We start from the raw sequence: 22,691 nt of genomic DNA, 5'->3' as shown, positions 1-22,691 counted from the left end.
TATCTGTCGGGCTGGCAGGTGGCCGCCGACGCCAACCTGGCGGGGCACACCTACCCCGACCAGAGCCTCTACCCGGCCAACTCGGTGCCGCAGGTCGTGCGCCGCATCAACAACGCGCTGCTGCGGGCCGACCAGATCGCCACCGCCGAGGGCGCCGGGGACACGACCGACTACCTGGCCCCCGTCGTGGCCGACGCCGAGGCCGGCTTCGGCGGCCCTCTCAACACCTTCGAACTGACCAAGGCGATGATCGCGGCTGGTGCGGCCGGTATCCACTACGAGGACCAGCTGGCCTCCGAGAAGAAGTGCGGCCACCTGGGCGGCAAGGTCCTCGTCCCCACCTCCCAGCACATCCGCACCCTCAACGCCGCCCGCCTGGCCGCCGACATCGCCGACGTGCCCACCCTCATCGTCGCCCGCACCGACGCGCTGGCCGCCAACCTGCTGACCAGCGACGTCGACGAACGCGACGCGCGTTTTTGCACCGGCGAGCGCACCAGCGAGGGCTTCTACCGGGTGCGCAGCGGCATGGAAGCGGTCATCGCCCGCGGCCTGGCCTACGCCCCCTACGCCGACCTGCTGTGGATGGAGACCGGCACACCCGACCTGGCGCAGGCCCGCGAGTTCGCCGAGGCCGTCCACGCCCGCCACCCGGACCAGATGCTCGCCTACAACTGCTCTCCCTCCTTCAACTGGAGGGCCGCACTCGACGACGACCAGATCGCCAAGTTCCAGCGCGAACTGGGCGCGATGGGCTACCGCTTCCAGTTCATCACCCTGGCCGGCTTCCACTCCCTCAACCACGGCATGTTCGACCTCGCCCGCGGCTACGCCGAAAGCGGCATGACCGCCTACGTCGACCTCCAGGAGAAGGAGTTCGCCGCCCAGCAGGACGGCTTCACCGCCGTCAAACACCAACGCGAGGTCGGCACCGGCTACTTCGACGCCGTCTCCACCGCCCTCAACCCCGCCTCCACCACCACCGCACTCACCGGCTCCACCGAGGAGGAGCAGTTCCACTGAGCCCCGCCCCACGTAGCCGCCGGCCACCCCGGCGGCTACGGCTCCCCGGCTCAGCGGCCCCGTCTCTCCTTCCTCCGCCCCCGCTTCGACTCTTCACCCGAGGAGCGCCCCATGTCTCCCACCCTCACCCAGCAGGTCGGCACCCAGCAGGTCGAGGTGATCGGTCCGCCCGGTGACCGGCACGACGAGATCCTCACCCCCGAGGCTCTGGAGTTCATCGGCCGCCTGCACACCGCGTTCGAGGAGCGCCGGCAGCGGATCCTGACGGAGCGCCGCCGTCGTACGCTGCGGCTGAACTCCGGTGAACCGCTGGACTTCTCGGTGGCCACCGCCCGGATCCGCGAGGACCCCGACTGGCGGGTGGCGCCGCCCGCGCCCGGTCTGGCCGATCGCCGCGTCGAGCTCAGCGCACCTCCCACCCGCCGAACGGCCGTCAACGCGCTCAACTCCGGTGCCCAGGTGTGGATGGCCGACTTCGAGGACGCCACCTCTCCTACCTGGCAGAACATCGTGGGCGGTCAGCTCGTGCTGCGCGACGCGTGCGCACGGCGCCTCGACTTCACCGCACCCTCGGGCAAGGAGTACCGGCTCGGCGCACCGGACCGGCTCGCCACGATCGTCGTGCGCCCGCGCGGCTGGCACCTGACCGAGGAGCACCTGCGCGTCGACGGCCGCGCTCCCTCCGCCTCCCTCGTGGACTTCGGGCTGTATCTGTTCCACTGCGGGCGGCGGCAGATCGACGCCGGACGGGGCCCGTACTTCTACCTCCCCAAGCTGGAGAACCACTACGAGGCCCGGCTGTGGAACGACGTGTTCGTCCTCGCCCAGGACCTGCTGGGGATTCCCCGCGGCACCGTGCGGGCCACCGCGCTGATAGAGACCGTCACCGCGGCCTTCGAGATGGAGGAGATCCTCTACGAGCTCCGCGAGCACAGCGCGGGTCTCAACGCCGGCCGCTGGGACTATCTGTTCAGCCTCGTCAAGAACTACGCACACCGGCCCGACTTCGTCCTCCCCGACCGGACGGCGGTCACCATGACCGTTCCGTTCCTTCGGGCCTACACCGACCTGCTCGTGCAGACCTGCCACAAGCGCGGGGCCCACGCCGTCGGGTGCATGACCGCGCAGATCCCCGGGGGCGGTGTGCACGCGGACGACGCCTCGCTGGCGGCAGTGCGGCTGGAGAAGGAGCGGGAGGCCCAGGACGGGTTCGACGGTTCCTGGGTGGCCCACCCAGCGCTGGTGCCCACCTGCCGTGAGGCCTTCGGGGGCGTACTGGCCGGGCGCCCGCACCAGATCGAGCACCTGCGCACCGATGTCGAGGTCACCGCCCGCGACCTGCTCGCGGTCCGTCGCACCGCGGGCCCACCCACCCGGGAGGGCGTCCGCACCAACGTGGCGGTGGCGCTGCGCTACATCGACGCCTGGCTGCGCGGCCGGGGCGCCCTCGCGCTGAACGGCCTGGTGGAGGACACCGCCGCGGCCGAGATCGCCCGCTGCCAGATCTGGCAGTCGCTGCGGCACGGCGCCGCCGACCGCGCCACCGTTCTCGACCTGCTGGAGAGCGAGTGCGCCGCGCTGGCGAAGGAGGACCCGGACGCACTGGCCGTCGAAGCCCGCGAGGTCCTCGCACGCGCCGCGCTCGGCCGGGAGCTGCCCGCCTACTTCACCACCGACGCGTACACGAGGCACCTTGTGCGCCGCGCCGTGGGCCAAGAGGCCAGTTCCTGATCCGGGGGGCGTCACCGTGGCTCCCGCTGTGCCCGCGGCTCGGCAGAATCGGTGCCGTCGGCGGCCACCGGCCGACGCGGACACGGGCCAGGGCTGCGCCCCGCCCCGTGGGGCCTCCTGGAGCCGGCCGGTCTGATCAGGCGGGACACGGTGGACACGGTGCCGGCCGTCGCCGCCTCCCTCTGCGAGAAGTCCGAGGAACCCCGGTACGCCGCGCCACGCTGCTGCGGCTGCTGCTGCCGCCGCCGCGCATGATGGAGCCGGGACTGGCGGGCCGCACGATCGGCCGCCGGTCCCAGGCGTACGACCAGGGCTGAGGGTCCCTGGTACGTGCCCGTACCGGCTCAGGGGCCGGCGCGGGCGGGCACCCGGTGCGGGACCAGAGGCCCGGCACCGGGTGCCGAGGGGGCGTACTACCCAACGTCGCGGCAGTGCGTCTACTCTGGCGGGGCAACTGGTTCGCCCCGTCCGCCAGGCGGGAGCGTCGTAAGAGGGAACCCGGTGGAAATCCGGGACTGCCCCGCAGCGGTGAGTGGGAACGACCGCCGTCACACAGCACTGGACCCTTCCGGGCCCGGGAAGCGACGGCCAGTAGGAGCCTGCCGGAACCCACCGGCACGCGCGCCCGCGAGTCCGAAGACCTGCCCGTTGCCCGCACACGCCCCTGTGTGTGCGGACATTCCGGTGACCTCGAGGGCAGGTCGGCGCAGATATCCCGGTGGACGGACGCAGGCCGCGCATCCGTCGCCCGCCGGTACTCCGTCACCTTCGCTCCTCGTGCTCGCCGGTATCCGACGAGACGTCTCGCGAAGGAGATCTCCGTGACAGCGAAGTCCGCAGCCGCGGCAGCACGGGCCACCGTGTACGGCTACCCCCGCCAGGGACCGAACCGAGAACTGAAGAAGGCCGTCGAGGGGTACTGGAAGGGCCGCGTCACCGCCGACGCCCTCCGGCAGACCGCCGCCGACCTCCGCAAGGCCAACTGGCAGCAGCTCGCCGGTGCCGGCGTCCACGAGGTGCCCACCGGTGACTTCTCCTACTACGACCACATGCTGGACACCAGCGTCATGGTCGGTGCCCTCCCCGAACGGCACCGCACGGCCGTCGAGGCCGATGCGCTGGGCGGGTACTTCGCGATGGCGCGCGGCACCCAGGACGTGGCGCCGCTGGAGATGACCAAATGGTTCGACACCAACTACCACTACCTCGTCCCTGAGCTGGGCCCCGACACCGTCTTCACCGCCGACTCCACCAAGCAGGTCGCCGAGCTGAAGGAGGCGCTGGCGCTGGGTCTGACCGCACGTCCGGTCCTCGTCGGCCCGGTCACCTACCTCCTGCTGGCCAAGCCCGCGCCGGGTGTCGCCGCCGACTTCGAGCCGCTGAGCCTGCTGGAGAAGCTGCTCCCGGTGTACGCGGAGATCCTCGCCGATCTGCGGGCCGCGGGCGCCGAGTGGGTGCAGCTGGACGAGCCGGCGCTGGTCCAGGACCGCACCCCGCAGGAGCTGGAAGCCGCCACCCGCGCCTGTCGCGAACTGGGCGGGCTCACCGACCGGCCGAAGCTGTTGGTCGCCTCCTACTTCGACCGGCTCGGCGACGCCCTGCCCGTCCTGGCCAAGGCTCCGGTGGACGGCCTCGCGATCGACTTCACCGAGGCGGCTGCCGCCAACCTGGACGCGATCGCCGCGGCCGGTGGACTGCCCGGAAAGCGCCTGGTGGCCGGGGTCGTCAACGGCCGCAACATCTGGATCAACGACCTGGAGAAGTCCCTGGCCACCCTCGGTACCCTCCTGGGTCTCGCCGACCGGGTGGATGTCGCGGCCTCCTGCTCGATGCTGCACGTACCGCTCGACGCGAAGGCCGAACGCGACCTCGACCCGGAGGTGCTGCGCTGGCTGGCCTTCGCCCGGCAGAAGACCACCGAGATCGTCACCCTCGCCAAGGGGCTGACGCAGGGCACCGACGCCATCAGCGCTGAGCTGTCCGCCAACCGCGCCGACCTTGCCTCCCGTGCCCACTCCGCGCTCACCCACGACCCGGCGGTGCGGGCCCGCGCCGCTGCGGTGACCGAGGCGGAGACCCGCCGCTCGCAGCCCTACGCGGAGCGCACGAAGGCCCAGCGCGCACGGCTGGGCCTGCCGCTGCTGCCCACCACCACGATCGGCTCCTTCCCGCAGACGACCGAGCTGCGCACCGCCCGCGCCGACCTGCGCGCCGGCCGCATCGACACGGCGGGGTACGAGGAGCGGATCAAGACCGAGATCCGCGACGTCCTCGCCTTCCAGGAGAAGGCGGGCATCGACGTGCTCGTGCACGGTGAGCCCGAGCGCAACGACATGGTGCAGTACTTCGCCGAGCAGCTCACCGGCTACCTGGCCACCCAGCACGGCTGGGTCCAGTCCTACGGCACCCGCTACGTGCGCCCGCCGGTCCTGGCCGGCGACATCTCCCGCCCCGAACCGATGACGGTCCGCTGGACCACCTATGCCCAGTCGCTGACCCGGCGCCCCGTCAAGGGCATGCTGACGGGCCCGGTCACCATGCTCGCCTGGTCCTTCGTCCGCGACGACCAGCCCCTCGGAGAGACAGCACGCCAGGTCGCCCTCGCCCTGCGCGACGAGGTCAGCGATCTGGAGGCCGCGGGTACTTCGGTCATCCAGGTCGACGAGCCCGCGCTGCGCGAGACCCTCCCGCTGCGCGCCGCCGACCGCGACGTCTACCTCGCCTGGGCGACCGATGCCTTCCGCCTCTCCACCGCGGGCGTCCGCCCGGCCACCCAGATCCACACCCACATGTGCTACGCCGAGTTCGGCGACATCGTCCAGGCCATCGACGACCTCGACGCCGACGTCATCAGCCTGGAAGCAGCCCGCTCCCACATGCAGGTCGCACACGAACTGGCCGAGCACGGCTACCCGCGCGAGGCCGGTCCAGGCGTCTACGACATCCACTCCCCCCGCGTCCCCAGCACCGAGGAGGCCACAGCCCTGCTGCGCAAGGGCCTCGAAGCCATTCCCGCCGACCGCCTGTGGGTCAACCCCGACTGCGGCCTGAAGACCCGCGGCTGGCCCGAGACCCGGGCCTCCCTGGAGAACCTGGTCGCCGCCGCACGAACCGTCCGCACGGAGCTGCCCGCCAGCACGTCCTGAGACACGTCCTCGGCGGGGGCGGACGCCGTACCGCCCGCCCCCGCCAGGGCACGAGACGAGTCGGCACACCGAACAGGAGGCGGCATGGCCAGGAGACCTCCACAGCACATCGTCATCGACGGGAAGCCCATGGTGGCTCTCACCCCGCACGACTTCGAGAACCTCGCTGCCATGCGGCGGCAACTCGGCGGCCAGAGCGTACGGATGCGCACGCTGCGTGAGGCCCTGCTGGAGACGGCCGACTACCTCGAAGCCCTCGACACCGCGCTGCGCGGACGGGACGGCGCCTACCCCTCGTCCGGCATTCCCGGCGCCGACTCGCTGCTGACCGCGCTCCCCGAGCGGATACACCGGGCCCGCCGGAGTGCGGGCACGACGAAGCGGCAGCCGAAGCGCTGAGGCGGCTCCGCAGCAGCGCACAAGCCTCCCTCACCCGGGGCACGGCTCGGATGTGCGTGCTACCACCCACTCCTCGCGACACAAGATGTACCCCCTCCCACACGCATCCCCACCTAGATGTAGTGTTGGCCGCGCTGATGGTTCGCGAGGCGCAGCGGCGTCCCGCGAGGCAAGAGGGAACCCGGTGAAAGTCCGGGACTGCCCCGCAGCGGTGAGCGGGAACGACCGCCGTCACACAGCACTGGGCCCACCCGGGTCCGGGAAGCGACGGCCAGTAGAAGGCCCGCCGTCACCGGGATCCGGTGGCCGGCAGGCGCGCCCGCGAGTCCGAAGACCTGCCATCGGTGCGCACATCGACGTGGTGTGCGCGCTCCGGGGCCCCGAGGGAGGGCCGCGTGGCTGTGTGCGCAGCGGGCACGGTCGTCACCGTCCGTGAACCGGCGCACGTGCTGCCTCGCATCCGCTCCCCGCCCCCGGAGGGACAGGGTACGAGCGAGAGGAGGCGGCAGACCGTGAGCGGTCTTGTGTACTTCTCCAGCGTCTCGGAGAACACCAAGCGCTTTGTCGAGCGGCTCGGTCTGCCCGCGCAGCGCATCCCTCTGCGCCCCCAGCTGGAGGGCATGCCACGGGCGGCCGCACCGTATGTGCTGATCGTGCCGACGTACGGCGGCGGCCACGACAACGGCAGGGGTGCGGTGCCCAAGCAGGTGATCCGCTTCCTCAACGATGCGGAGAACCGGTCGCTGCTGCGCGGGGTGATCGCGTCGGGCAACACCAATTTCGGCGAGGCGTACTGCCAGGCCGGAAGGGTGATCTCGGCGAAGTGCGGGGTTCCCGAGCTGTACAGGTTCGAGTTGCTGGGCACGGAGCGGGACGTCCGTGCCGTGCGGGAAGGTCTGGAGAGGTTTTGGACACGACACTCGTCGACACAGGCAGTACGGACGGCGCGGACTTCAGCCGCGGCGTGAGCGCGGGCGAGGGCTCGCCCGTCTCGACGATGGAGCGCAAGGACTACCACGCGCTCAACGCGATGCTGAACATCTACGACTGCTACGGCAGCATCCAGTTCGACAAGGACCGGGAAGCCGTACGCCAGTACTTCCTCCAGCACGTGAACCCGAACACGGTGGTGTTCGACTCGGTGGAGGAGAAGCTCGCCTACCTGATCGATAACGACTACTACGAGGCCGCGCCGTTCCGCCGGTACGACGAGGCGTTCCTCACGTCGCTGTACCGGCAGGCATACGCGCACAAGCACCGGTTCGCCACGTTCCTCGGCGCGTTCAAGTACTACACCTCCTACACGCTCAAGACCTTCGACGGGCGCCGCTACCTGGAGCGTTTCGAGGACCGGGTCGTCGCCACCGCCCTCTACCTGGGCGCAGGCGACCAGGAGCTGGCCTCCCGCCTGGTGGACGAGATCCTCACCGGCCGCTTCCAGCCCGCCACCCCCACCTTCCTCAACGCGGGCAAGGCACAGCGCGGTGAACTGGTCTCCTGCTTCCTGCTGCGGGTGGAGGACAATCTGGAGTCCATCGGACGCGGCGTCAACTCCGCGCTCCAGCTCTCCAAGCGGGGCGGAGGTGTGGCGCTCCTGCTGTCCAACCTGCGCGAGCAGGGCGCCCCGATCAAGAAGATCGAGAACCAGTCCTCGGGTGTCGTGCCGGTGATGAAGCTGCTGGAGGACTCCTTCTCCTACGCCAACCAGCTCGGTGCACGCCAGGGCGCGGGCGCGGTCTATCTGCACGCGCACCATCCGGACATCATGCGGTTCCTGGACACCAAGCGGGAGAACGCGGACGAGAAGATCCGCATCAAGACCCTCTCCCTCGGCGTGGTCATCCCGGACATCACCTTCGAGCTGGCCAAGCGGAACGAGGACATGCACCTGTTCTCGCCCTACGACGTGGAGCGCGAGTACGGCAAACCGCTGGCCGACCTGTCGGTGAGCGCGCACTACGACGAGATGGTCACCAACCCGAACATCCGCAGGACGACGGTGCCGGCGCGGGAGTTCTTCAAGACCATCGCCGAGCTGCAGTTCGAGTCGGGTTATCCGTACATCCTGTTCGAGGACACGGTCAACCGGGCCAACCCGATCCCCGGCTGGATCAACATGTCGAACCTGTGCTCGGAGATCCTCCAGGTCAACACGCCCAGCACCTACGACCAGGCGATCGGCTACGAGCAGGTGGGCCGGGACATCTCCTGCAACCTGGGCTCGCTCAACATCGCTGCCGCCATGGCCTCCCCCGACCTCGGCGCCACCGTCGAGACCGCCGTGCGAGGTCTGACCGCCGTCTCCGACCAGTCGGACATCGGCGCCGTCCCCTCCGTCGCCAACGGCAACGCGCTCTCCCACTCCATCGGCCTGGGCCAGATGAACCTGCACGGCTACCTCGCCTCGCAGCGCATCCACTACGGCAGCGAGGAGGGCGTCGACTTCACGAACATGTACTTCTACGCCGTCACCTATCACGCCCTGCGCGCCTCCAACCGGATGGCGATCGAGCGCGGCAAGGCCTTCGCCGGGTTCGCGGAGTCCGGCTACGCGGACGGCTCCTACTTCGACAAGTACACCGAGCAGGTGTGGGAGCCGGCCACCGAGCAGGTCGCCAAGCTCTTCGCCGCGTCCGGGATCGCACTGCCCACCCCGGAGGACTGGCGGGAGCTGAAGCGCTCCGTCCAGCAGCACGGCATCTACAACCAGTACCTCCAAGCCGTGCCGCCGACCGGCTCGATCAGCTACATCAACAACGCGACCGCCTCCATCCACCCGATCGCCTCCAAGATCGAGATTCGCAAGGAGGGCAAGCTCGGCCGCGTCTACTTCCCGGCGCCGCACATGGACAACGACAACCTGGAGTACTTCCAGGACGCGTACGAGATCGGCCCCGAGAAGATCATCGACACCTACGCGGCGGCGACCCAGCACGTGGACCAGGGCCTGAGCTGCACCCTCTTCTTCCGTGACACGGCCACCACCCGCGACCTGAACAGGGCGCAGATCCACGCCTGGCGCAAGGGCATCAAGACTCTCTACTACATCCGACTGCGCCAGGAGGCCCTGGAAGGTACCGAGATCGAGAACTGCCTCTCCTGCACCCTGTGACCGTCCCCGTAACGTCCGCGAAGGCTCGCACATGACCACCACCGAAGCGCCCGTGACCGACCTGCTGGCGAACTCGGCCACGCCTCCGTTCTTCCGTCACGACCCATCCGCCCGGCTGCGCCCTGTCAACTGGAACCGGGTCACCGACGAGAAGGACCTGGAGGTCTGGAACCGGCTCACCTCCAACTTCTGGCTGCCCGAGAAGGTCCCGCTCTCCAACGATCTCCAGGCGTGGCAGCAGCGGCTCACGCCCGAGGAACGCACGCTGACCATGCGGGTGTTCACCGGCCTGACCCTGCTCGACACCGTGCAGGCGACCGTCGGCGAGATCGCCCAGATCCAGGACGCGCGCACCGAGCACGAGGAGGCCGTCTACACCAACATCGCCTTCATGCAGGCCGTGCACGCCCGCAGCTACTCCTCGGTCTTCTCCACCCTCTCCACCACCCCCGAGATCGACGACGCCTACCGCTGGGCCGTGGGCAACGACGTCCTCCAGCAGCGGGCCAAGAAGGTCCTGGCGCACTACTACGGGGACGATCCGCTCAAGCGCAAGGTCGCCGCCACCCTCCTGTCGTCGCTGCTGCTGTACGCGGGTTTCTACCTCCCGCTGCACTTCTCCTGCCATGCGATGCTGACGAACACCGCCGACATGATCCGGCTGATCCTGCGGGACAAGGCGGTGCACGGCTACTACTCGGGCTACAAGTACCAGCGCGGCCTGGAGAAGCGCACGGCGGCCGAGCGCGAGGAGATGCGCGAGTTCACCTTCGCCTTCCTGGAGGAGCTCTACGCACTCGAACTCGCCTACTCCGGGGAACTGTACGAGCCTCTCGGCCTGATGGACGACGTCGCCGTATTCGTCCGGTACAACGCCAACAAGGCCCTGATGAACCTCGGCTACGACACCCGCTTCTCCGCCGCGGAGACCGAGGTCAACCCGGAGATCCTGGCCGCCCTCTCCCCCGGCTCGGACGAGAACCACGACTTCTTCTCCGGCTCCGGCTCCTCCTACGTCATGGGCAAGGCCGAGGACACGGACGACGACGACTGGGACTTCTGACCCTGCCTCGCCGCCAGCGCAGTGTGGGGCTCACGTACCGCATCGGGAGCCCCACACCCGCTCGCCCATGTGCCGGGTGACCACGAGGTCGTGTGCTCACCCGGCGTCCTCGGCTCCGGCCATGTCGTACTCGTCGATGTCGAGCTCGGCTCCGGTGACTTTGAGGAAGTCCAGGACCTCGCGGTCGAGGTGCCAACCCAAGAGGTCGCGGGCGTCCGCCGCGCCCGGACGGGTTCGGTCGGTGGCGTCGAAGTAGCGCACGACCTGAAGCACTGCGCCGTCGCCGGTACCGGTCAGCTGCCGGGTGAGGTCGCAGATGCGGTCCGTGTGGGGCTGGAGCCTGCCGAGAACGCGGGTGATCTGCTCGTCGACGCACAGGCCCGGCTCCCGGCAGACAACCCTCCACGAGTGGTCGACCGGAACCACCGTCGGCTCGGTGCACCGGCTACCGCGAACAGTCACCTCGTCAGGGCTGATGCCCAGCCGTGAGGTCATGCCGTCTGCCGAGGTGTGCCGGCTGAACAGCGCGAAGTAGGCGTACTGGCGAAGCGGCATCCCGGGGATGATAGCCGTACGGCCACGTCGATGTCAGCGCCACGGCCCACCACCACCAGCAGCGAGTCGATGTCCCGGCCGTCGGCACGCAGCACTGCAACACCAGGCACACAACGCAACACCGCTGGCACCGACTTCGAAAGAGCGCGATGCCACTCGCCCCGAGCGCGGAGGAAACCTCGTCGACGGGCTCACAGCCCCGGCCGGGCCGGGAGCGGGTCGGCGGCCGCCAGGGGGTCTCCGGCGTGCGGCAGCCACTGTGCCGCCGGGTGGGTGGAGCGCCAGTGGCGGGCGATGTCCACCCGCCGGGCGACCCAGACATCGGGGTGCCCGGCCACGAGGTCGAGGAAGCGGCGCAGGTCGGCGGCGCGTCCGGGGCGCCCGCTGATGCGCAGGTGGAGCCCGACACTCATCATCCGCGGCCGCTGTGCACCCTCCTCCAGCAGGAGTTCCAGGGCCCGCGTGAGGTAGGCCGAGAACGACTCCGACTGGAAGCCGTAGGTGTTGAGGTACCGGCCGTCGTTGTTGTCGAGGGTGTAGGGGACCACGAGTTGGGCTGTGCCCTCGACGTCCACCCAGTACGGCAGGTCGTCACCGAAGGAGTCCGAGTCGTAGAGGAAACCTCCGTGCTCGACCACGAGCCGGCGGGTGTCGGCGCTGTTGCGCCCCGTGTACCAGCCGAGCGGCGCGTGCCCGCACACCTCGGTGTGGATGCGCACGGCCCGTTCGATGTGCTCGCGCTCGGTCTCCGGGTCGAGTCCGGCGTAGTTGATCCACCGCAACGAGTGCGAGGCGATCTCCCAGTCGGACCCCCGCGCGGCCCGCACCAGGCCGGGGTTGCGGCGCAACGACTCCGCGATGCCGAAGACCGTCACCGGCAGCCCGCGCTCCTCGAACAGCCGGTGCAGCCGCCAGAATCCGGCCCGGGTGCCGTACTCGTACTGCGATTCGACGTTGAGGTTGCGGCGGCCCCGCAGCGCGGTGGTCGGCTCCTCGGTGAGAAAGGCCTCCGAGGCGTCGTCGCCGTGCAGGACGTTGTTCTCGCCGCCCTCCTCGACGTTGACGACGAACTGCACGGCCACCTTTGCCCCGCCGGGCCACTGTGCGTGCGGCGGCAGTCCGCCGTAGCCTGCCAGGTCGCGAGGGTAGTGAGCGGCTGGGCCGGAGGATCCGGAGGGGCCGGCGGGGCCGGAGGGGGAAGGGAGTGTCATCAGAAGTACCCGCCTCGATCGCGGAAGGCCGTGCCGCCACAGGATCGGGCGCGGTATCCTGAGCCCGGCAGGCGCTGGTCAGTTTTGACCAACCATCGTCGGCGGAGCGGTCCGCGTCAAGTGCGCAGCCTCGTCGCCGCCGCCCCTCCCCCGCCGAGCGGGGCGGAACGGCCGGCGGGGAGTGTCCGGCGGGACGAGTGAGAGGAAGACCATGAACGACCGCGAAGGAGCCATGCTCGCGCTCCTCCAGCTGTTGTCGGCGTCGAGCGGCCCGCTGGGCACGCGCAACGCTCAACGCGAACTGGCGCGGCGGGGCAGGGAGCTGAGCGAGTCCTCCGTCTCGCGGCTGCTGCGGGAGATGGACGCCAGAGGGTGGACCCGCCCCGTGGGCGCCAAAGGCCGCGTCCTCGCCCCCGAGGGGCGGCGCCGCGCCGCGGAGACGGTCCTGACCCACCGCACCTCCGACTCGCTGCAGCACGCGGTACGCGACACCAAGGACCTCCTCGACCTGCTCAGGGCGCGGCTCGCCGTGGAGAGCGCGGCTGCGGGCGACGCCGCGCGCGCCCCGCAGGAGGACCGGCTGACCGAGCTGCGGGACCTGTGCGAGCAGCACGCCCGGGTGGTCGGCAGCGCGCCGATGATCGAGCAGCCGGGGCTCAGCTTCCACCGGGGCGTCGTCGGCATGTCGACCAACCGGATGCTCAAGGTGGCCGCCGAGATGATGCTCGCCCCGCGGCTGGACCGGGTGGAGGCGGTACTCGACACGGTGCTGGCGACCCGGCGGGAGGAGGAGCAGGTGGTTGCCGAGCACACGGCGGTCCTGGACCGGATCACGCACCGCGATCCGGGGGGCGCCGAGGAGGCCATGCGGGCGCATTTCGAGGCGATGATCGCGGCCGTGGAGACATCGGTTGTCGGCGGCAACGAGGTACTGGTCCAGAGGCTGCTGGAGTGGGTACCCGAGGTGACGTCCGGATGAGCAGCGTCTGTCAGTATTGACAGACACCGAAGGGCTGGCCAACACTGTCGTGCACCGCCGCACAACCGGCGGCACCGCACCACCCCACGACAGGAGCAGGCATGCCCCAGACAGGCGCCATGGCCCCCGCCCGGATCTCCTCGCGCCCCACCCACGCCAGGTACCAGGACGAGCACCGCAAGTGGCAGGGCATTCCGTCGATCGAGCGCACTCGTGGCGGCCGGCTCCACGTCAACTGGTACACCGGCATGGACACGGAGACAGGGGGCAACTTCGTCGTCGTCACCAGCAGCGACGACGACGGCGCGACCTGGGACGGCCCCCGGTTCGTCGTGGAGCACGACGACCCCGAGATCCGCGTCTACGACCCCTGTCTGTGGCGCGACCCGAACGACCGGCTCTGGCTGACGTGGAACCAGAGCCGCGACTTCTTCGACGGCCGGGTCGGCACCTGGGCCGCCATCAGCGACAACCCGGACGACGACGAGCCGGTCTGGTCGGAGCCGCGCCGCATCGCCAACGGGCTCATGATGAACAAGCCCACCGTGCTCTCCGACGGGACCTGGCTGTTCCCCACTGCCATCTGGGCCTGCCACACCCCCACCGAGGAGCACCCGCTGGCGGCGGAGCGGTTCTCCAACGTCTACGCCTCCACCGACGAGGGCGAGACGATCAGCTACCTCGGCGGAGCCGACGTGCCCAATCGCAGCTTCGACGAGCACATGGTCGTGGAGAAGCGCGACGGCGGTCTGTGGATGCTCGTGCGGTGCTTCGACGGCATGGGCGAGAGCTTCTCCGACGACGGCGGCAAGACCTGGTCGCCCGGCCGCCGCAGCCACGTCGACGGCCCCTGCTCCCGCTTCCACATCCGGCGGCTGCCCTCGGGCCGGCTGCTCATGATCAACCATGCGGACTTCGGCGACCGGCGGTCCCGGGCGGAGATCGAGCAGCAGGGCAACGTCAAGGAGTGGAAGGGCCGCACCAACCTCACCGCCTTTCTCAGCGACGACGACGGCGCGACCTGGCCGCACCGGCTGCTGCTGGACGACCGCGACGACGTCTCCTACCCGGACGCCGCCATCGGCCCCGACGGCCAACTGTTCGTCGTCTACGACCACGACCGCTTCGGCGACCGGGGCATCTATCTGGCCCGCTTCACCGAGGCCGACATCCTGGCCGGCCGGATGGACAGCGCCGGCTCCGCAGCCCGTGTCCTCGTCAACCGCGCCCTGGCCCGTCCCGAGCCGGCGGGCGGCGGGTCCGCACGGCCCGCACCCGGCCACCACCGGGTGCCAGGCGACCACGGCGATCCCGCCGACCACCCCGCGGAGGGCGCCCCCCGGCCGCCGCACCCGCACTCACCAGCAGAGGAATGATCCATGGCAACGACACCGTCACTGTCGGCCAAGCGGTGGACGACGCTCCCCAACTGGAAGTTCCGGCTCCTGCCCCGGGACACCCGCACCATCATCACGTGCGTGTTCCTCGGTCTCACCATGGCGGTGATCCTCCAGATCACCGAGCGCCTGGATCTCGCCCTGACCGGCGGCAGCGTTCCGATCGTCTCGGCCATCGTGGTCTGTGCGATCTGGGTACCCGCCGCCGCGTTCTACGGACTGACCGGGGCGCTGATCACCGCGTGGATCAACCCGGTCATCTCCAACCTCACGGCCTCCCAGCCGATGGCGCCCTTCCTGTTCCTCACCAACGCCGCGCACGCGGTCCCTGTGGCGCTCCTGGTCTGGGTCATGAAGTCCAGGGACAAGGGCCTCAAGCTGTGGCAGCTCGTCCTCATCGGGCAGATCGGCGGCCTGGCCGACGCTCTGATGTTCGGCGTGGGCAACCGTCTCATCCTCCACCTGCCCTGGGGCTTCATCACCGGACAGATCCTCGTCGTCCAACCCTGCTACCTCGTCGGCTCCTTCATCACCTACGGGATCATGCGCCGACTGGTCAACACCGGGCTCGTCCCGAAGCAGCGCGACCTCAAGGCGGCGGCCGATGCGATCTGACCGGTCCCACCGAACCAGGGAGCTGCCCCGATGAGCGGAACCATGCTCTACCAGCCCGGCAGGACGTTCCTGCACCGTGCCGACGCGCGCGCGAAGATCGCCGCCATCATCGTCGTCCTCGTCGTCGCCCTGACGACGACCCGCATCGACGTCCTGGTCGCGCTCACCGCCGTCGTCGTCATCGGCCTGGCCGCTCTTGCACGCCTCACTCCCCGCTCGTACGCCAAGGCCCTGCTGCTCGTCATCCCGCTCGTCCTGCTGCTGGTTCTCCTGCAAGCTCTCGTCCAGGGCGGGCCGACGCTCGCCACGATCGGCGGGGTGTCCCTCTCCCGGTCGGGGGTGCTCCTGGGACTGGGCATCGGGATGCGCCTGTTCGCCATGGGCATCTGCTTCTACGGGTTCTCGGTGACCACCAGCCCGTCGGAGATCGCGCTCGCGCTGCACAAGGTGGGCGTGCCCTACAAGTTCGCCTACCTGACGAGCTTCGCCTTCCGCTTCCTGCCGCTGCTGCAGGACGAGGCCCGCACACTGCTCACCGCCATGGCGGTCCGCGGATCGGCCGAGAGCAGTTCGCGCCACCCGCTGCGCCGCGGCCGGGCCATCGTCCGGATGCTCTTCCCCATGCTGGCCGGCTCCATGAAGCGCAGCAGCCAGATCGCCCTGTCGATGGAGCTGCGCGGCTACAGCCTGCCGGGCCCGCGGACCTTCCACACCTCCTCCTCGTTCCGGGCGGGCGACACCCTTCTCCTCCTCGGCGTCCTCCTGCTGGCCGCCGCGCTCTTCGCCATGCAGTGGCAACTGCCCGCACCGTTCACCGAAGGGGCGTGACCATGACCGCACCAGCACTGGCGGTCTCCGGACTGACCGCCCGCTACGAGGGAGCCGACCGGCGCGCTCTCGACGAGGTCGGCTTCGAGGTGGCCCCGGGCGAGATCCTGGGCATCCTCGGCCCGACCGGCGCCGGCAAGTCCACTCTCCTGCAGTGTCTGTCCGGGGTCATCCCACGGCACGAGGACGACGCCGCCATGCGCGGTGAGATCGCGGTCTTCGGACGCTCCCTGACGGACTTCTCCGGCCTCGCCGAGATCACCGAGACCGTCGGCCTCGTCATGCAGGACCCCGAGGTCCAGCTCGTCAACACCGTCGTGCGCGAGGAGCTGGTCTGGGGCATGGAGAACCGGGGCATCCCCGTCCCGGAGATCGACCGACGCCTGCGCCGGGCCGCCGACCTGTTCGACATCGGCAGCCTGCTCGACCGGTTCACCCACGCCCTGTCGGGCGGCGAGAAGCAACGCGTCGTCGTCGCCTCGATCTTCTGCCTCAGCCCACGGATCATGCTCCTGGACGAGCCCACGTCCGAACTCGACCCGGCCGGCACCGAGGGCGTGATGGACGCCGTCCGGGTCCTGGCCGACGAGGGCGTCACCGTCGTCATCGTCGAGCACAAGATCGAGGAACTCGCCGTCCACGCCGACCGCCTTCTCGTGATGCGCCAGGGCCGGATCGAGGCCGTGGGCACTCCACGTCAGGTACTCACCGGCTCGTCGGCACCCGACCGGCCCCAGGTCCTCGACATCGCTCTGCGCCTGCGTGAGGGGGGCCGCTGGGAAGCCGAGCTCCCCTTGTCCGTCCCGGCAGCGGTGGGCGCCTGGCAGTCGATGACCGACGCCCCGCACAGCGACAGGATCCGCCCATGAACCACCCGGACACCGTCATCGCGCTCTCGGACGTCGAGCATGCCTACGGTGGGACCACCAAGGCCCTGGCCGGGGTGGACCTGACCATCGGACGTGGCGAGTTCGTCGCGATCATCGGCAAGAACGGCTCAGGCAAGACCACGCTCGCCAAGCACTTCAACGGCCTGCTCCGGCCGACCAACCCCGGCGGAGCGGTCCGCCTGCACACCCGTGACGGCGAGACGGTCGACACCCGCGAGACGCGGCTGCACCACATCGCCCGCACCGTCGGGTACGTCTTCCAGAACCCGGACCGGCAGATCTTCCACGACACCTGCCGCGAGGAACTGGAGTACGGCCCGCGCAACCTCGGCGCCGCCCTTGCCACCCTGGCCCGGCAGGTGTCCGAGACCCTGGACCTGGTCGGACTCGACGGGCGCGAGGAGCTCAACCCCATCCACCTGTCCCGGGGCGAACGCCAGCGCCTCGCCATCGCCTCCACCCTGATCATGGGATGCGACGTCATGGTGGTCGACGAGCCCACCACCGGTCAGGACCGGGCCGAGTCCCGCAAGATCCTCGACTCGCTCGCCCATCACCACGCCCAGGGCCGCACAGTCGTCATCATCTCCCACGACATGGCCCTGGTTGCCGAGTACGCCACCCGCGTCATCGCCATGCGCAAGGGCCACGTCCTCACCGACGGCACGCCCGCCGAGGTCTTCTCCCGACGCGAAGTCCTCCAGGAGACCAACATCCGGCCCCCGCAGGCGGCGCTGCTCGCCGCCGAACTCGGCTTCACCGGAGTGCTCACGGTGGACGACGCCGTCCGCGAGATGAGCGGCGTCCCCGCCCGGTCCCGCCCCTCTTCTCTTCCCGACGACAAGGTCTGCTGAACATGCGCTGTCTCGTCACCGGAGCACGCGGCTTCGTCATGAGTGTCCTGGTCCAAGAACTCCTCTCCGCCGAGCCCGACGCCCTCGTCACCGCCCTCGATCTGCACGACCCCGACGACGCGTTCGCCGCGTACCTCGCCGGACACGGGGACCGCGTCCGTCATCTCCGCGCCGATGTGGCCGACCCGGAGGCGGTGGCCGAAGCGGTCGCGACGAGCGCCCCGGACGTGATCGTCCACGGTGCCACCGTCACCCACGACGCGGCGACCGAGCTGTCCGACCCCGCACGCTTCGTCCGCGTCAACGTCGACGGCACGGCGAACGTCCTGGATGCGGCCCGGCGCACCGACGGAGTACGGCGCGTCCTTCTTCTCAGCAGCGGTGCCGTCTACGGGGATTCCCCGGAGCGCTCGCTGCCCGAGGATGCCGCGACGGCGCCCGACGAGATGTACGGCATCAGCAAGGTGGCAGGCGAACTCGTCGCCCGGCGGTTCGCCCGGCTGTACGGCCTCGACGTCCCGATCGTCCGTCTGACCAAGGTGTTCGGTCCCATGGAACGGCTCAGCTCCGGCCGCGCCGTCATGTCGCTCCCCTACCATCTCGCCGCCGCGGCGGTGCACGGGCGGCCCGCCCGGCTCACCGAGCGCACCCTCGCCGCGGGCGGCGACTGGCTCAGCGCCCCGGAGGCCGTCCGCGCCCTGCGCCTGCTCGCTCGCGGGGAGGGGAGCGGATCCGGCACCTACAACATCTCCAGCGGCGTCCGCACCGGCGTGCCCGAACTCCTGCAGCTCTTCGGAGTCGAGGCGCTCACGGTGCCGGCCGCGGAGGCCGACGCCGACATGGACCCGGCCACCGAGTACGGCAAGAACGGCGTCTACCCGTCCGACAAGGCACGGCGGGAACTGTCCTGGAAACCGTCCGCGCTCGCGGACCAGATCGCCGAGTACACCGCCTGGGCACGCCGCAACCCGGGCTTCTTCGAGGCCGCACGATGACCGTCGGTACGCGGGTTCCCCTCACCGATCCGGTCCACCACGGGCGCCCACGTCGTCCTGCCGGCCGGGAAAGCCCCACCGGAACTTCTCGGACGGGGCGGAGCCGGGCGAGCGGGCGTCGGGACGAGGAGGGGGTCTCCCACGAGTCCGCCGGTGCCGGGGCCGGTTGCGGACGTGCATTGCGGAGCGGAGTTGCGGGACGCAGCCCACGGTCCGGTCCATGGTGGGCTGCTCTGGAGAGGGCTACGCCGTGTGGCTGTCGACCCAGAGGCCCAGGGCCGCAGCGGTCCGGGCGGGGCTGCGGCCCGAGGTGGTGAACTCGCGGTTCACTGCGTGCCGCAGTTCTTCCGCGTCCCTGAGTGCTTCCCCGATCTGCTCGGGCCCCCACCCGCGGGCGGCAAGGCGGGTGCGGCGGTCCGCGTCGGCGCAGTCGAGGCGCGCCCAGGTGACGGGCGGCGGACTCGCGGTCGCTGCGGACGCGACGGCCCACTCGGCCGGTGTCAGGGGGCACAGCACCAGTACGTCTCCGCCGGCCCGGAGCATCATGGCCGCGATCTTCACCCAGAGCCTGTTGTAGGCGGGCCATACGGAGTCCGCCGTGGGCGAGGTGATGTCGATGCCGAGCAAGCTGCCGTCGCGGTCCGGCAGTTCGTCGAAGTCGACCGTGCCGAACGCGTATGCCGCCAGGTGTGGCAGGAGGGTGGACTTTCCGGCTCCGGGGGCACCGGTGACGGCGTAGAGCCTGGACATGCTGCCTCTCCTGGTAGCTGATGCCGAGTCAGGGGGTCGGCGTCACTCTACCGTCGTGAGCGAACCCGCTGGTCCCGGCCACCCGTTGAGAGCCACGGCCAGGACTGTCGCTTCGGGACCCACCGGGTTCGGTGCACAACCCGCCCGGCGGCTCCTTGTGCAGGTCGCCACCCTACGGGCGCACTCTCGTGGCACGGCCTACACGGCCCGGTACTCCTGTTCCGGACGGCCCGCCGCCCCGTAGCGCAGTCGCATGCGGAGCAGGCCGCGGCCCACCATGTCGGCCAGATACCGCTGCGCGGTGGCGCGGGAGACGCCGACCATGGCGGCGACCTCGCCGGCCGACAGCGGAGCGCCGGCGTCCCTGACGGCGTCGTGCACCAGATCCCGGGTCACCGCGTGTGCGGCTGTGGTGGTGCGCCGGCCGACGGAGCCGACTCCTCTCAGGGCCGCGAGCGCGTCGTCCAGAGCCTGCTGGTCGACGGTCTCGGCGCCGGTCAGATGCCGGTAGCGCAGGTAACCCCGCAGTCGTTCCGCGAGCGTCTCCGCCGTGAAGGGCTTGATCAGATACGTGAGTGCGCCCGCCGCCAGGGCCGTGCGGACTGTCTGTCCCTCGGCCGCCGCGCTCAGTACGAACGTGTCGCAGGGCAACGCGCGGAGGAGCTCCAGCCCTGAGCGGTCCGGCAGGTACAGGTCGACGAGGGCGAGATCGACCGGCGCATCGGCTTGCCGCACGGTCCGCATGGCCTCCTCGGCGGAGTGGGCCGTCCCGGCGACCCCGTAACCCGGCGTCTCCGTCACGATGTCGGAATGCAGCCCGGCGACGCGGAAGTCGTCGTCGACGACCAGGACGGACAGCGGCTGCTGCGGATCGGCAGTCAGGGTGCTGGTGCTCATGCGGGATGCTCCGGAGGCTCGTCGGGGCGGGCTGTGGAGAAGTGCGGGCGGGTGTCCGACGAGGCCGGGGTATCGGGCGGCGACCCGGCCCGGGTTGCCGTGCGGAAGGCGGGCCCCTCCCCGGCCTCGTCGGACTCCATCGAGGCGCCGTCCGCCGCGGATGCCGTGGTCTCGCCTCCCCGCAGCACTCCGGGAAGGCGGGCCACGAAGACGGCACCGCCGCTCACCCGGTCGTCCGGGCCGCCGCGGGGCACGTCGGCTCCGTTGGCGGGCCCCTGTGGTGTCCCGGCTCCCTCCGCAGCCGCCGCGCCCTCTCCGGCGGCTCCGGTCTCTCCAGCCGCACCCGGCGCCGGGGAACCGGGCGGTGCTCCCGCTTCCGTGAGCCGGAGGTCGCCGCCGCGTGCGCGGGCGACCTGGCGGGCCAGCGGAAGACCGATGCCACGTCCCCCGGGGACATCGGCACCCGGTTCCTTGGTGGACACGCCCTCGTCGAACAGGTCGTGCCGGCGTGGCGCGGCCACACCGTCGCCGCTGTCGGCGACCGTGACGAGCAGTGTGTCGCCCGTCCCGATGAGTTCCACCTCCACCCGCGGCGGGCTGCGCCTTCCCGCGTGTGCGGCGTCGACGGCGTTGTCCACCAGGTTGCCGAGCACCGTGGTGACATCGACGGGTGCGGAGACCTCGCCGCGCACCCAGGTGCCACCGCCCAGCACCAGAGTCACCCCGCGTTCGCGCGCCGCCGCGGCCTTCGCGGACAGGAAGGCGCGGAGCGAGGAGTCCCGCAGGGCGTGCGGGTCGAGGTCGGGCAGGGTCTCGCCGAGCGGCCCGGAGACCAGCAGGGTGTCCAGGTATGCGGCTGCCTCCTCCGGCTGCCCGGAGTGCACCAGGCCCGACAGCAGGTGCAGGCGGTTGGCGAACTCGTGCCGCTGCGCGCGCAACGCTGCGCTCATGGTGCGGACGGCGTCCAACTGCCGGGTCAGCGACTCCACTGCCGTGCGGTCCTGGACGGTGAGCAACGTCCCCAGCCGTCGCCCCTCGCGCCGCACGGTCCGTGCGGACACCACCAGCACCCGCTCCCGCACGACAGCCATCGCCGTGCGCCCGGGAGCCGGTTGCCGCAGCACGGCGCGTACCCGGGGGGTCAGTCCCAGCTCCGCCACGTGCGTGCCGGGGGCCGCCTCCACGCCGAGCAGTGCGCGCACCTCGTCGTTGGCGACCGTCACCCGGTCGCTGGCGTCCAGCGCGAGCACACCCTCGCCGATGCCGTGCAGCACGGCCTCCTGCTCCTGCACGAGAGTGGCCAGTTCCTCCGGCTCCAGGCCGAGGGTGAGCCGCTTCCAGCGGCGGGCCAGCAGCATGGAGGAGCCGAGGCCGACCAGCAGCGCCGCGACGAGCCAGCCCACCCCGCCGAGCAGCACACGGGTCTGCTCGGCACGCACGGCCGCAGCGGAGACGCCGACGTTCGCCTCGCCGACGACCCTGCGGGAGCCGGGAGCCCGCACCGGGACCTTGGCCACGACCTCCTCACCGAGGTGGGCGCGGTGTCTGGCCAGTTCCTCGTGGCCCGAGAGGGCGGCCGAGGGGTCGGTACTCACCTTGCGGCCCAGTTGTGCGTCGTCGGGGTGGGTGAGCCGGATACCGCGGTCGTCGGTGACGACCACGAACAGTGCGTCGGTGCGGCGCCGCACCGTCTCGGCGCGTGCGTTGAGTGCGCTGTCCGCGAGGACGGCACGGGGAGCGTGCGCGGCGCCGCCACCGGACCGTCGGGCGGCGGACGACCAGCGAGCCGCCGCCGACCGCACAGCCGGCTCCCCGGCAACCGTGCGGGCGACGGCCCGTGCACGCTGCTGGTACTCACGCGTGAGCCGCTGCTCGCTGTCGTAGGCGAAGGCGCCGAAGGCCGTGCCCACGACCAGGGTGACCACCGCGCACTGCAGCAGCAGCGTGCGGGTGCGCAGGCGCAGCCAGGGCCACGCACGCGGCCGCCGGCGGAGCGCCGCCGACGCGCGGCTCTCGACGGTGGGCGGGAGTGGCGGGGGCTTCACTGCCCCCACGGTAGCCCCCTCCGCGCGCGATGAGCACAATGCACACAACTCGCGGAAGTGTGTTTTCGCGGGTTGCGCACGAATGCTTCAACGTCACCGGGGCCTGCGGATAGCTTCCCGGCTGGGACACCCGCGATGATCTCCGGCCCCGCACCACGGTAAGCCCTCGGGGCCGGGTCTCCGGGCCCGCTCGCTGCGGAC

19 protein-coding genes and 2 riboswitches are annotated in these 22,691 nt (G+C 70.8%); of the genes, 14 read left to right on the top strand and 5 right to left on the bottom strand.

What is annotated here, in order from left to right:
* From aceA to nrdF, 7 genes are all read left to right on the top strand, one after another.
* The coding region (gene aceA / locus H297_RS0117015; RefSeq protein ID WP_027738049.1) for an isocitrate lyase at nucleotides 1-1,023 on the top strand (1,023 nt) is incomplete at its 5' end.
* Nucleotides 1,024-1,134: 111 nt separating this feature from the next.
* Complete coding sequence (gene aceB, locus H297_RS0117010; RefSeq protein ID WP_037794429.1) at nucleotides 1,135-2,754, top strand: malate synthase A; 1,620 nt, start codon at nucleotides 1,135-1,137, stop codon at nucleotides 2,752-2,754.
* Between the two features lie 438 nt (nucleotides 2,755-3,192).
* Nucleotides 3,193-3,417, top strand: a riboswitch (cobalamin riboswitch).
* 158 nt (nucleotides 3,418-3,575) lie between these two features.
* Nucleotides 3,576-5,900 carry a 5-methyltetrahydropteroyltriglutamate--homocysteine S-methyltransferase gene (gene metE / locus H297_RS0117005; protein ID WP_027738047.1) on the top strand — a complete coding sequence of 775 codons (2,325 nt, stop codon included), beginning with the start codon at nucleotides 3,576-3,578 and terminating at the stop codon, nucleotides 5,898-5,900.
* 84 nt (nucleotides 5,901-5,984) lie between these two features.
* The gene (locus H297_RS0117000; protein ID WP_158693701.1) at nucleotides 5,985-6,299 is read left to right on the top strand and encodes a hypothetical protein; all 315 of its coding nucleotides are present in this window, start codon (nucleotides 5,985-5,987) and stop codon (nucleotides 6,297-6,299) included.
* Nucleotides 6,300-6,420: 121 nt separating this feature from the next.
* Nucleotides 6,421-6,656: riboswitch (cobalamin riboswitch) on the top strand.
* Nucleotides 6,657-6,811: 155 nt separating this feature from the next.
* The gene (nrdI, locus tag H297_RS0116995; RefSeq protein ID WP_027738045.1) at nucleotides 6,812-7,267 is read left to right on the top strand and encodes a class Ib ribonucleoside-diphosphate reductase assembly flavoprotein NrdI; all 456 of its coding nucleotides are present in this window, start codon (nucleotides 6,812-6,814) and stop codon (nucleotides 7,265-7,267) included.
* Nucleotides 7,207-9,411, top strand: a complete 2,205-nt coding sequence (nrdE, locus tag H297_RS0116990) for a class 1b ribonucleoside-diphosphate reductase subunit alpha (protein ID WP_027738044.1) — start codon at nucleotides 7,207-7,209, stop codon at nucleotides 9,409-9,411. Before nrdI ends, nrdE begins: the two co-directional genes overlap by 61 nt.
* Nucleotides 9,412-9,442: 31 nt before the next feature.
* Nucleotides 9,443-10,474, top strand: coding sequence for a class 1b ribonucleoside-diphosphate reductase subunit beta (gene nrdF / locus H297_RS0116985; RefSeq protein WP_078514189.1), 1,032 nt, complete (start codon nucleotides 9,443-9,445; stop codon nucleotides 10,472-10,474).
* Between the two features lie 96 nt (nucleotides 10,475-10,570).
* Here nrdF and H297_RS0116980 read toward each other — a convergent pair whose 3' ends face one another.
* Together H297_RS0116980 and puuE are read right to left on the bottom strand one after the other, a co-directional pair.
* Nucleotides 10,571-11,029, bottom strand: a complete 459-nt coding sequence (locus H297_RS0116980) for a DUF4279 domain-containing protein (protein ID WP_027738042.1) — start codon at nucleotides 11,027-11,029, stop codon at nucleotides 10,571-10,573.
* Nucleotides 11,030-11,220: 191 nt separating this feature from the next.
* The gene (gene puuE / locus H297_RS36790) at nucleotides 11,221-12,240 is read right to left on the bottom strand and encodes an allantoinase PuuE (RefSeq protein WP_051351913.1); all 1,020 of its coding nucleotides are present in this window, start codon (nucleotides 12,238-12,240) and stop codon (nucleotides 11,221-11,223) included.
* Nucleotides 12,241-12,451: 211 nt separating this feature from the next.
* Between puuE and H297_RS36785 the strand changes: the two genes are divergently transcribed.
* The 7 genes from H297_RS36785 to H297_RS0116940 all read left to right on the top strand — a co-directional run bounded on the left by H297_RS36785 (nucleotide 12,452) and on the right by H297_RS0116940 (nucleotide 18,798).
* Complete coding sequence (locus H297_RS36785; protein ID WP_037794428.1) at nucleotides 12,452-13,219, top strand: FCD domain-containing protein; 768 nt, start codon at nucleotides 12,452-12,454, stop codon at nucleotides 13,217-13,219.
* A gap of 101 nt (nucleotides 13,220-13,320) precedes the next feature.
* Nucleotides 13,321-14,595 (top strand): sialidase family protein, encoded by a 1,275-nt coding sequence (locus tag H297_RS36780; RefSeq protein WP_078514188.1) that lies wholly within the window; start codon nucleotides 13,321-13,323, stop codon nucleotides 14,593-14,595.
* 3 nt (nucleotides 14,596-14,598) lie between these two features.
* Nucleotides 14,599-15,231, top strand: coding sequence for a hypothetical protein (locus H297_RS0116960; RefSeq protein WP_027738041.1), 633 nt, complete (start codon nucleotides 14,599-14,601; stop codon nucleotides 15,229-15,231).
* Between the two features lie 30 nt (nucleotides 15,232-15,261).
* Nucleotides 15,262-16,059, top strand: a complete 798-nt coding sequence (locus tag H297_RS0116955) for a CbiQ family ECF transporter T component (protein ID WP_037794426.1) — start codon at nucleotides 15,262-15,264, stop codon at nucleotides 16,057-16,059.
* 2 nt (nucleotides 16,060-16,061) lie between these two features.
* Nucleotides 16,062-16,928 (top strand): ABC transporter ATP-binding protein, encoded by an 867-nt coding sequence (locus H297_RS0116950; RefSeq protein WP_027738039.1) that lies wholly within the window; start codon nucleotides 16,062-16,064, stop codon nucleotides 16,926-16,928.
* Nucleotides 16,925-17,803 carry an energy-coupling factor ABC transporter ATP-binding protein gene (locus H297_RS0116945; protein ID WP_027738038.1) on the top strand — a complete coding sequence of 293 codons (879 nt, stop codon included), beginning with the start codon at nucleotides 16,925-16,927 and terminating at the stop codon, nucleotides 17,801-17,803. The genes H297_RS0116950 and H297_RS0116945 overlap by 4 nt, the downstream gene beginning before the upstream one ends.
* A gap of 2 nt (nucleotides 17,804-17,805) precedes the next feature.
* Entirely contained in the window at nucleotides 17,806-18,798 is a 993-nt protein-coding gene (locus H297_RS0116940) for an NAD-dependent epimerase/dehydratase family protein (protein ID WP_027738037.1), read from the top strand.
* Nucleotides 18,799-19,041: 243 nt separating this feature from the next.
* Here the strand turns inward: H297_RS0116940 and H297_RS0116935 are convergent, their stop codons facing one another.
* The 3 genes from H297_RS0116935 to H297_RS36775 all read right to left on the bottom strand — a co-directional run bounded on the left by H297_RS0116935 (nucleotide 19,042) and on the right by H297_RS36775 (nucleotide 22,490).
* On the bottom strand, nucleotides 19,042-19,548 hold the full coding sequence (locus H297_RS0116935; RefSeq protein WP_027738036.1) for a hypothetical protein: 507 nt from the start codon (nucleotides 19,546-19,548) through the stop codon (nucleotides 19,042-19,044).
* A 198-nt stretch (nucleotides 19,549-19,746) separates the two neighbouring features.
* Nucleotides 19,747-20,445 carry a response regulator gene (locus H297_RS0116930; protein WP_051351912.1) on the bottom strand — a complete coding sequence of 233 codons (699 nt, stop codon included), beginning with the start codon at nucleotides 20,443-20,445 and terminating at the stop codon, nucleotides 19,747-19,749.
* Nucleotides 20,442-22,490 carry a sensor histidine kinase gene (locus tag H297_RS36775; protein WP_064744837.1) on the bottom strand — a complete coding sequence of 683 codons (2,049 nt, stop codon included), beginning with the start codon at nucleotides 22,488-22,490 and terminating at the stop codon, nucleotides 20,442-20,444. Before H297_RS36775 ends, H297_RS0116930 begins: the two co-directional genes overlap by 4 nt.
* Between the last annotated feature and the right edge of the window lie 201 nt (nucleotides 22,491-22,691).

The organism is Streptomyces sp. CNT360 (assembly GCF_000424785.1).
Note: the sequence above shows the minus strand (reverse complement) of the source record. Positions and strands in the feature narration are given on the sequence as shown.

Coding starts and splice junctions, on each gene's coding strand:
- aceB (WP_037794429.1), top strand. CDS start 1,135: ATGTCTCCCACCCTCACCCAGCAGGTCGGCACCCAGCAGGTCGAGGTG.
- H297_RS0117000 (WP_158693701.1), top strand. CDS start 5,985: ATGGCCAGGAGACCTCCACAGCACATCGTCATCGACGGGAAGCCCATG.
- nrdF (WP_078514189.1), top strand. CDS start 9,443: ATGACCACCACCGAAGCGCCCGTGACCGACCTGCTGGCGAACTCGGCC.
- H297_RS0116980 (WP_027738042.1), bottom strand. CDS start 11,029: ATGCCGCTTCGCCAGTACGCCTACTTCGCGCTGTTCAGCCGGCACACC.
- puuE (WP_051351913.1), bottom strand. CDS start 12,240: ATGACACTCCCTTCCCCCTCCGGCCCCGCCGGCCCCTCCGGATCCTCC.
- H297_RS36785 (WP_037794428.1), top strand. CDS start 12,452: ATGAACGACCGCGAAGGAGCCATGCTCGCGCTCCTCCAGCTGTTGTCG.
- H297_RS36780 (WP_078514188.1), top strand. CDS start 13,321: ATGCCCCAGACAGGCGCCATGGCCCCCGCCCGGATCTCCTCGCGCCCC.
- H297_RS0116960 (WP_027738041.1), top strand. CDS start 14,599: ATGGCAACGACACCGTCACTGTCGGCCAAGCGGTGGACGACGCTCCCC.
- H297_RS0116955 (WP_037794426.1), top strand. CDS start 15,262: ATGAGCGGAACCATGCTCTACCAGCCCGGCAGGACGTTCCTGCACCGT.
- H297_RS0116950 (WP_027738039.1), top strand. CDS start 16,062: ATGACCGCACCAGCACTGGCGGTCTCCGGACTGACCGCCCGCTACGAG.
- H297_RS0116945 (WP_027738038.1), top strand. CDS start 16,925: ATGAACCACCCGGACACCGTCATCGCGCTCTCGGACGTCGAGCATGCC.
- H297_RS0116940 (WP_027738037.1), top strand. CDS start 17,806: ATGCGCTGTCTCGTCACCGGAGCACGCGGCTTCGTCATGAGTGTCCTG.
- H297_RS0116935 (WP_027738036.1), bottom strand. CDS start 19,548: ATGTCCAGGCTCTACGCCGTCACCGGTGCCCCCGGAGCCGGAAAGTCC.
- H297_RS0116930 (WP_051351912.1), bottom strand. CDS start 20,445: ATGAGCACCAGCACCCTGACTGCCGATCCGCAGCAGCCGCTGTCCGTC.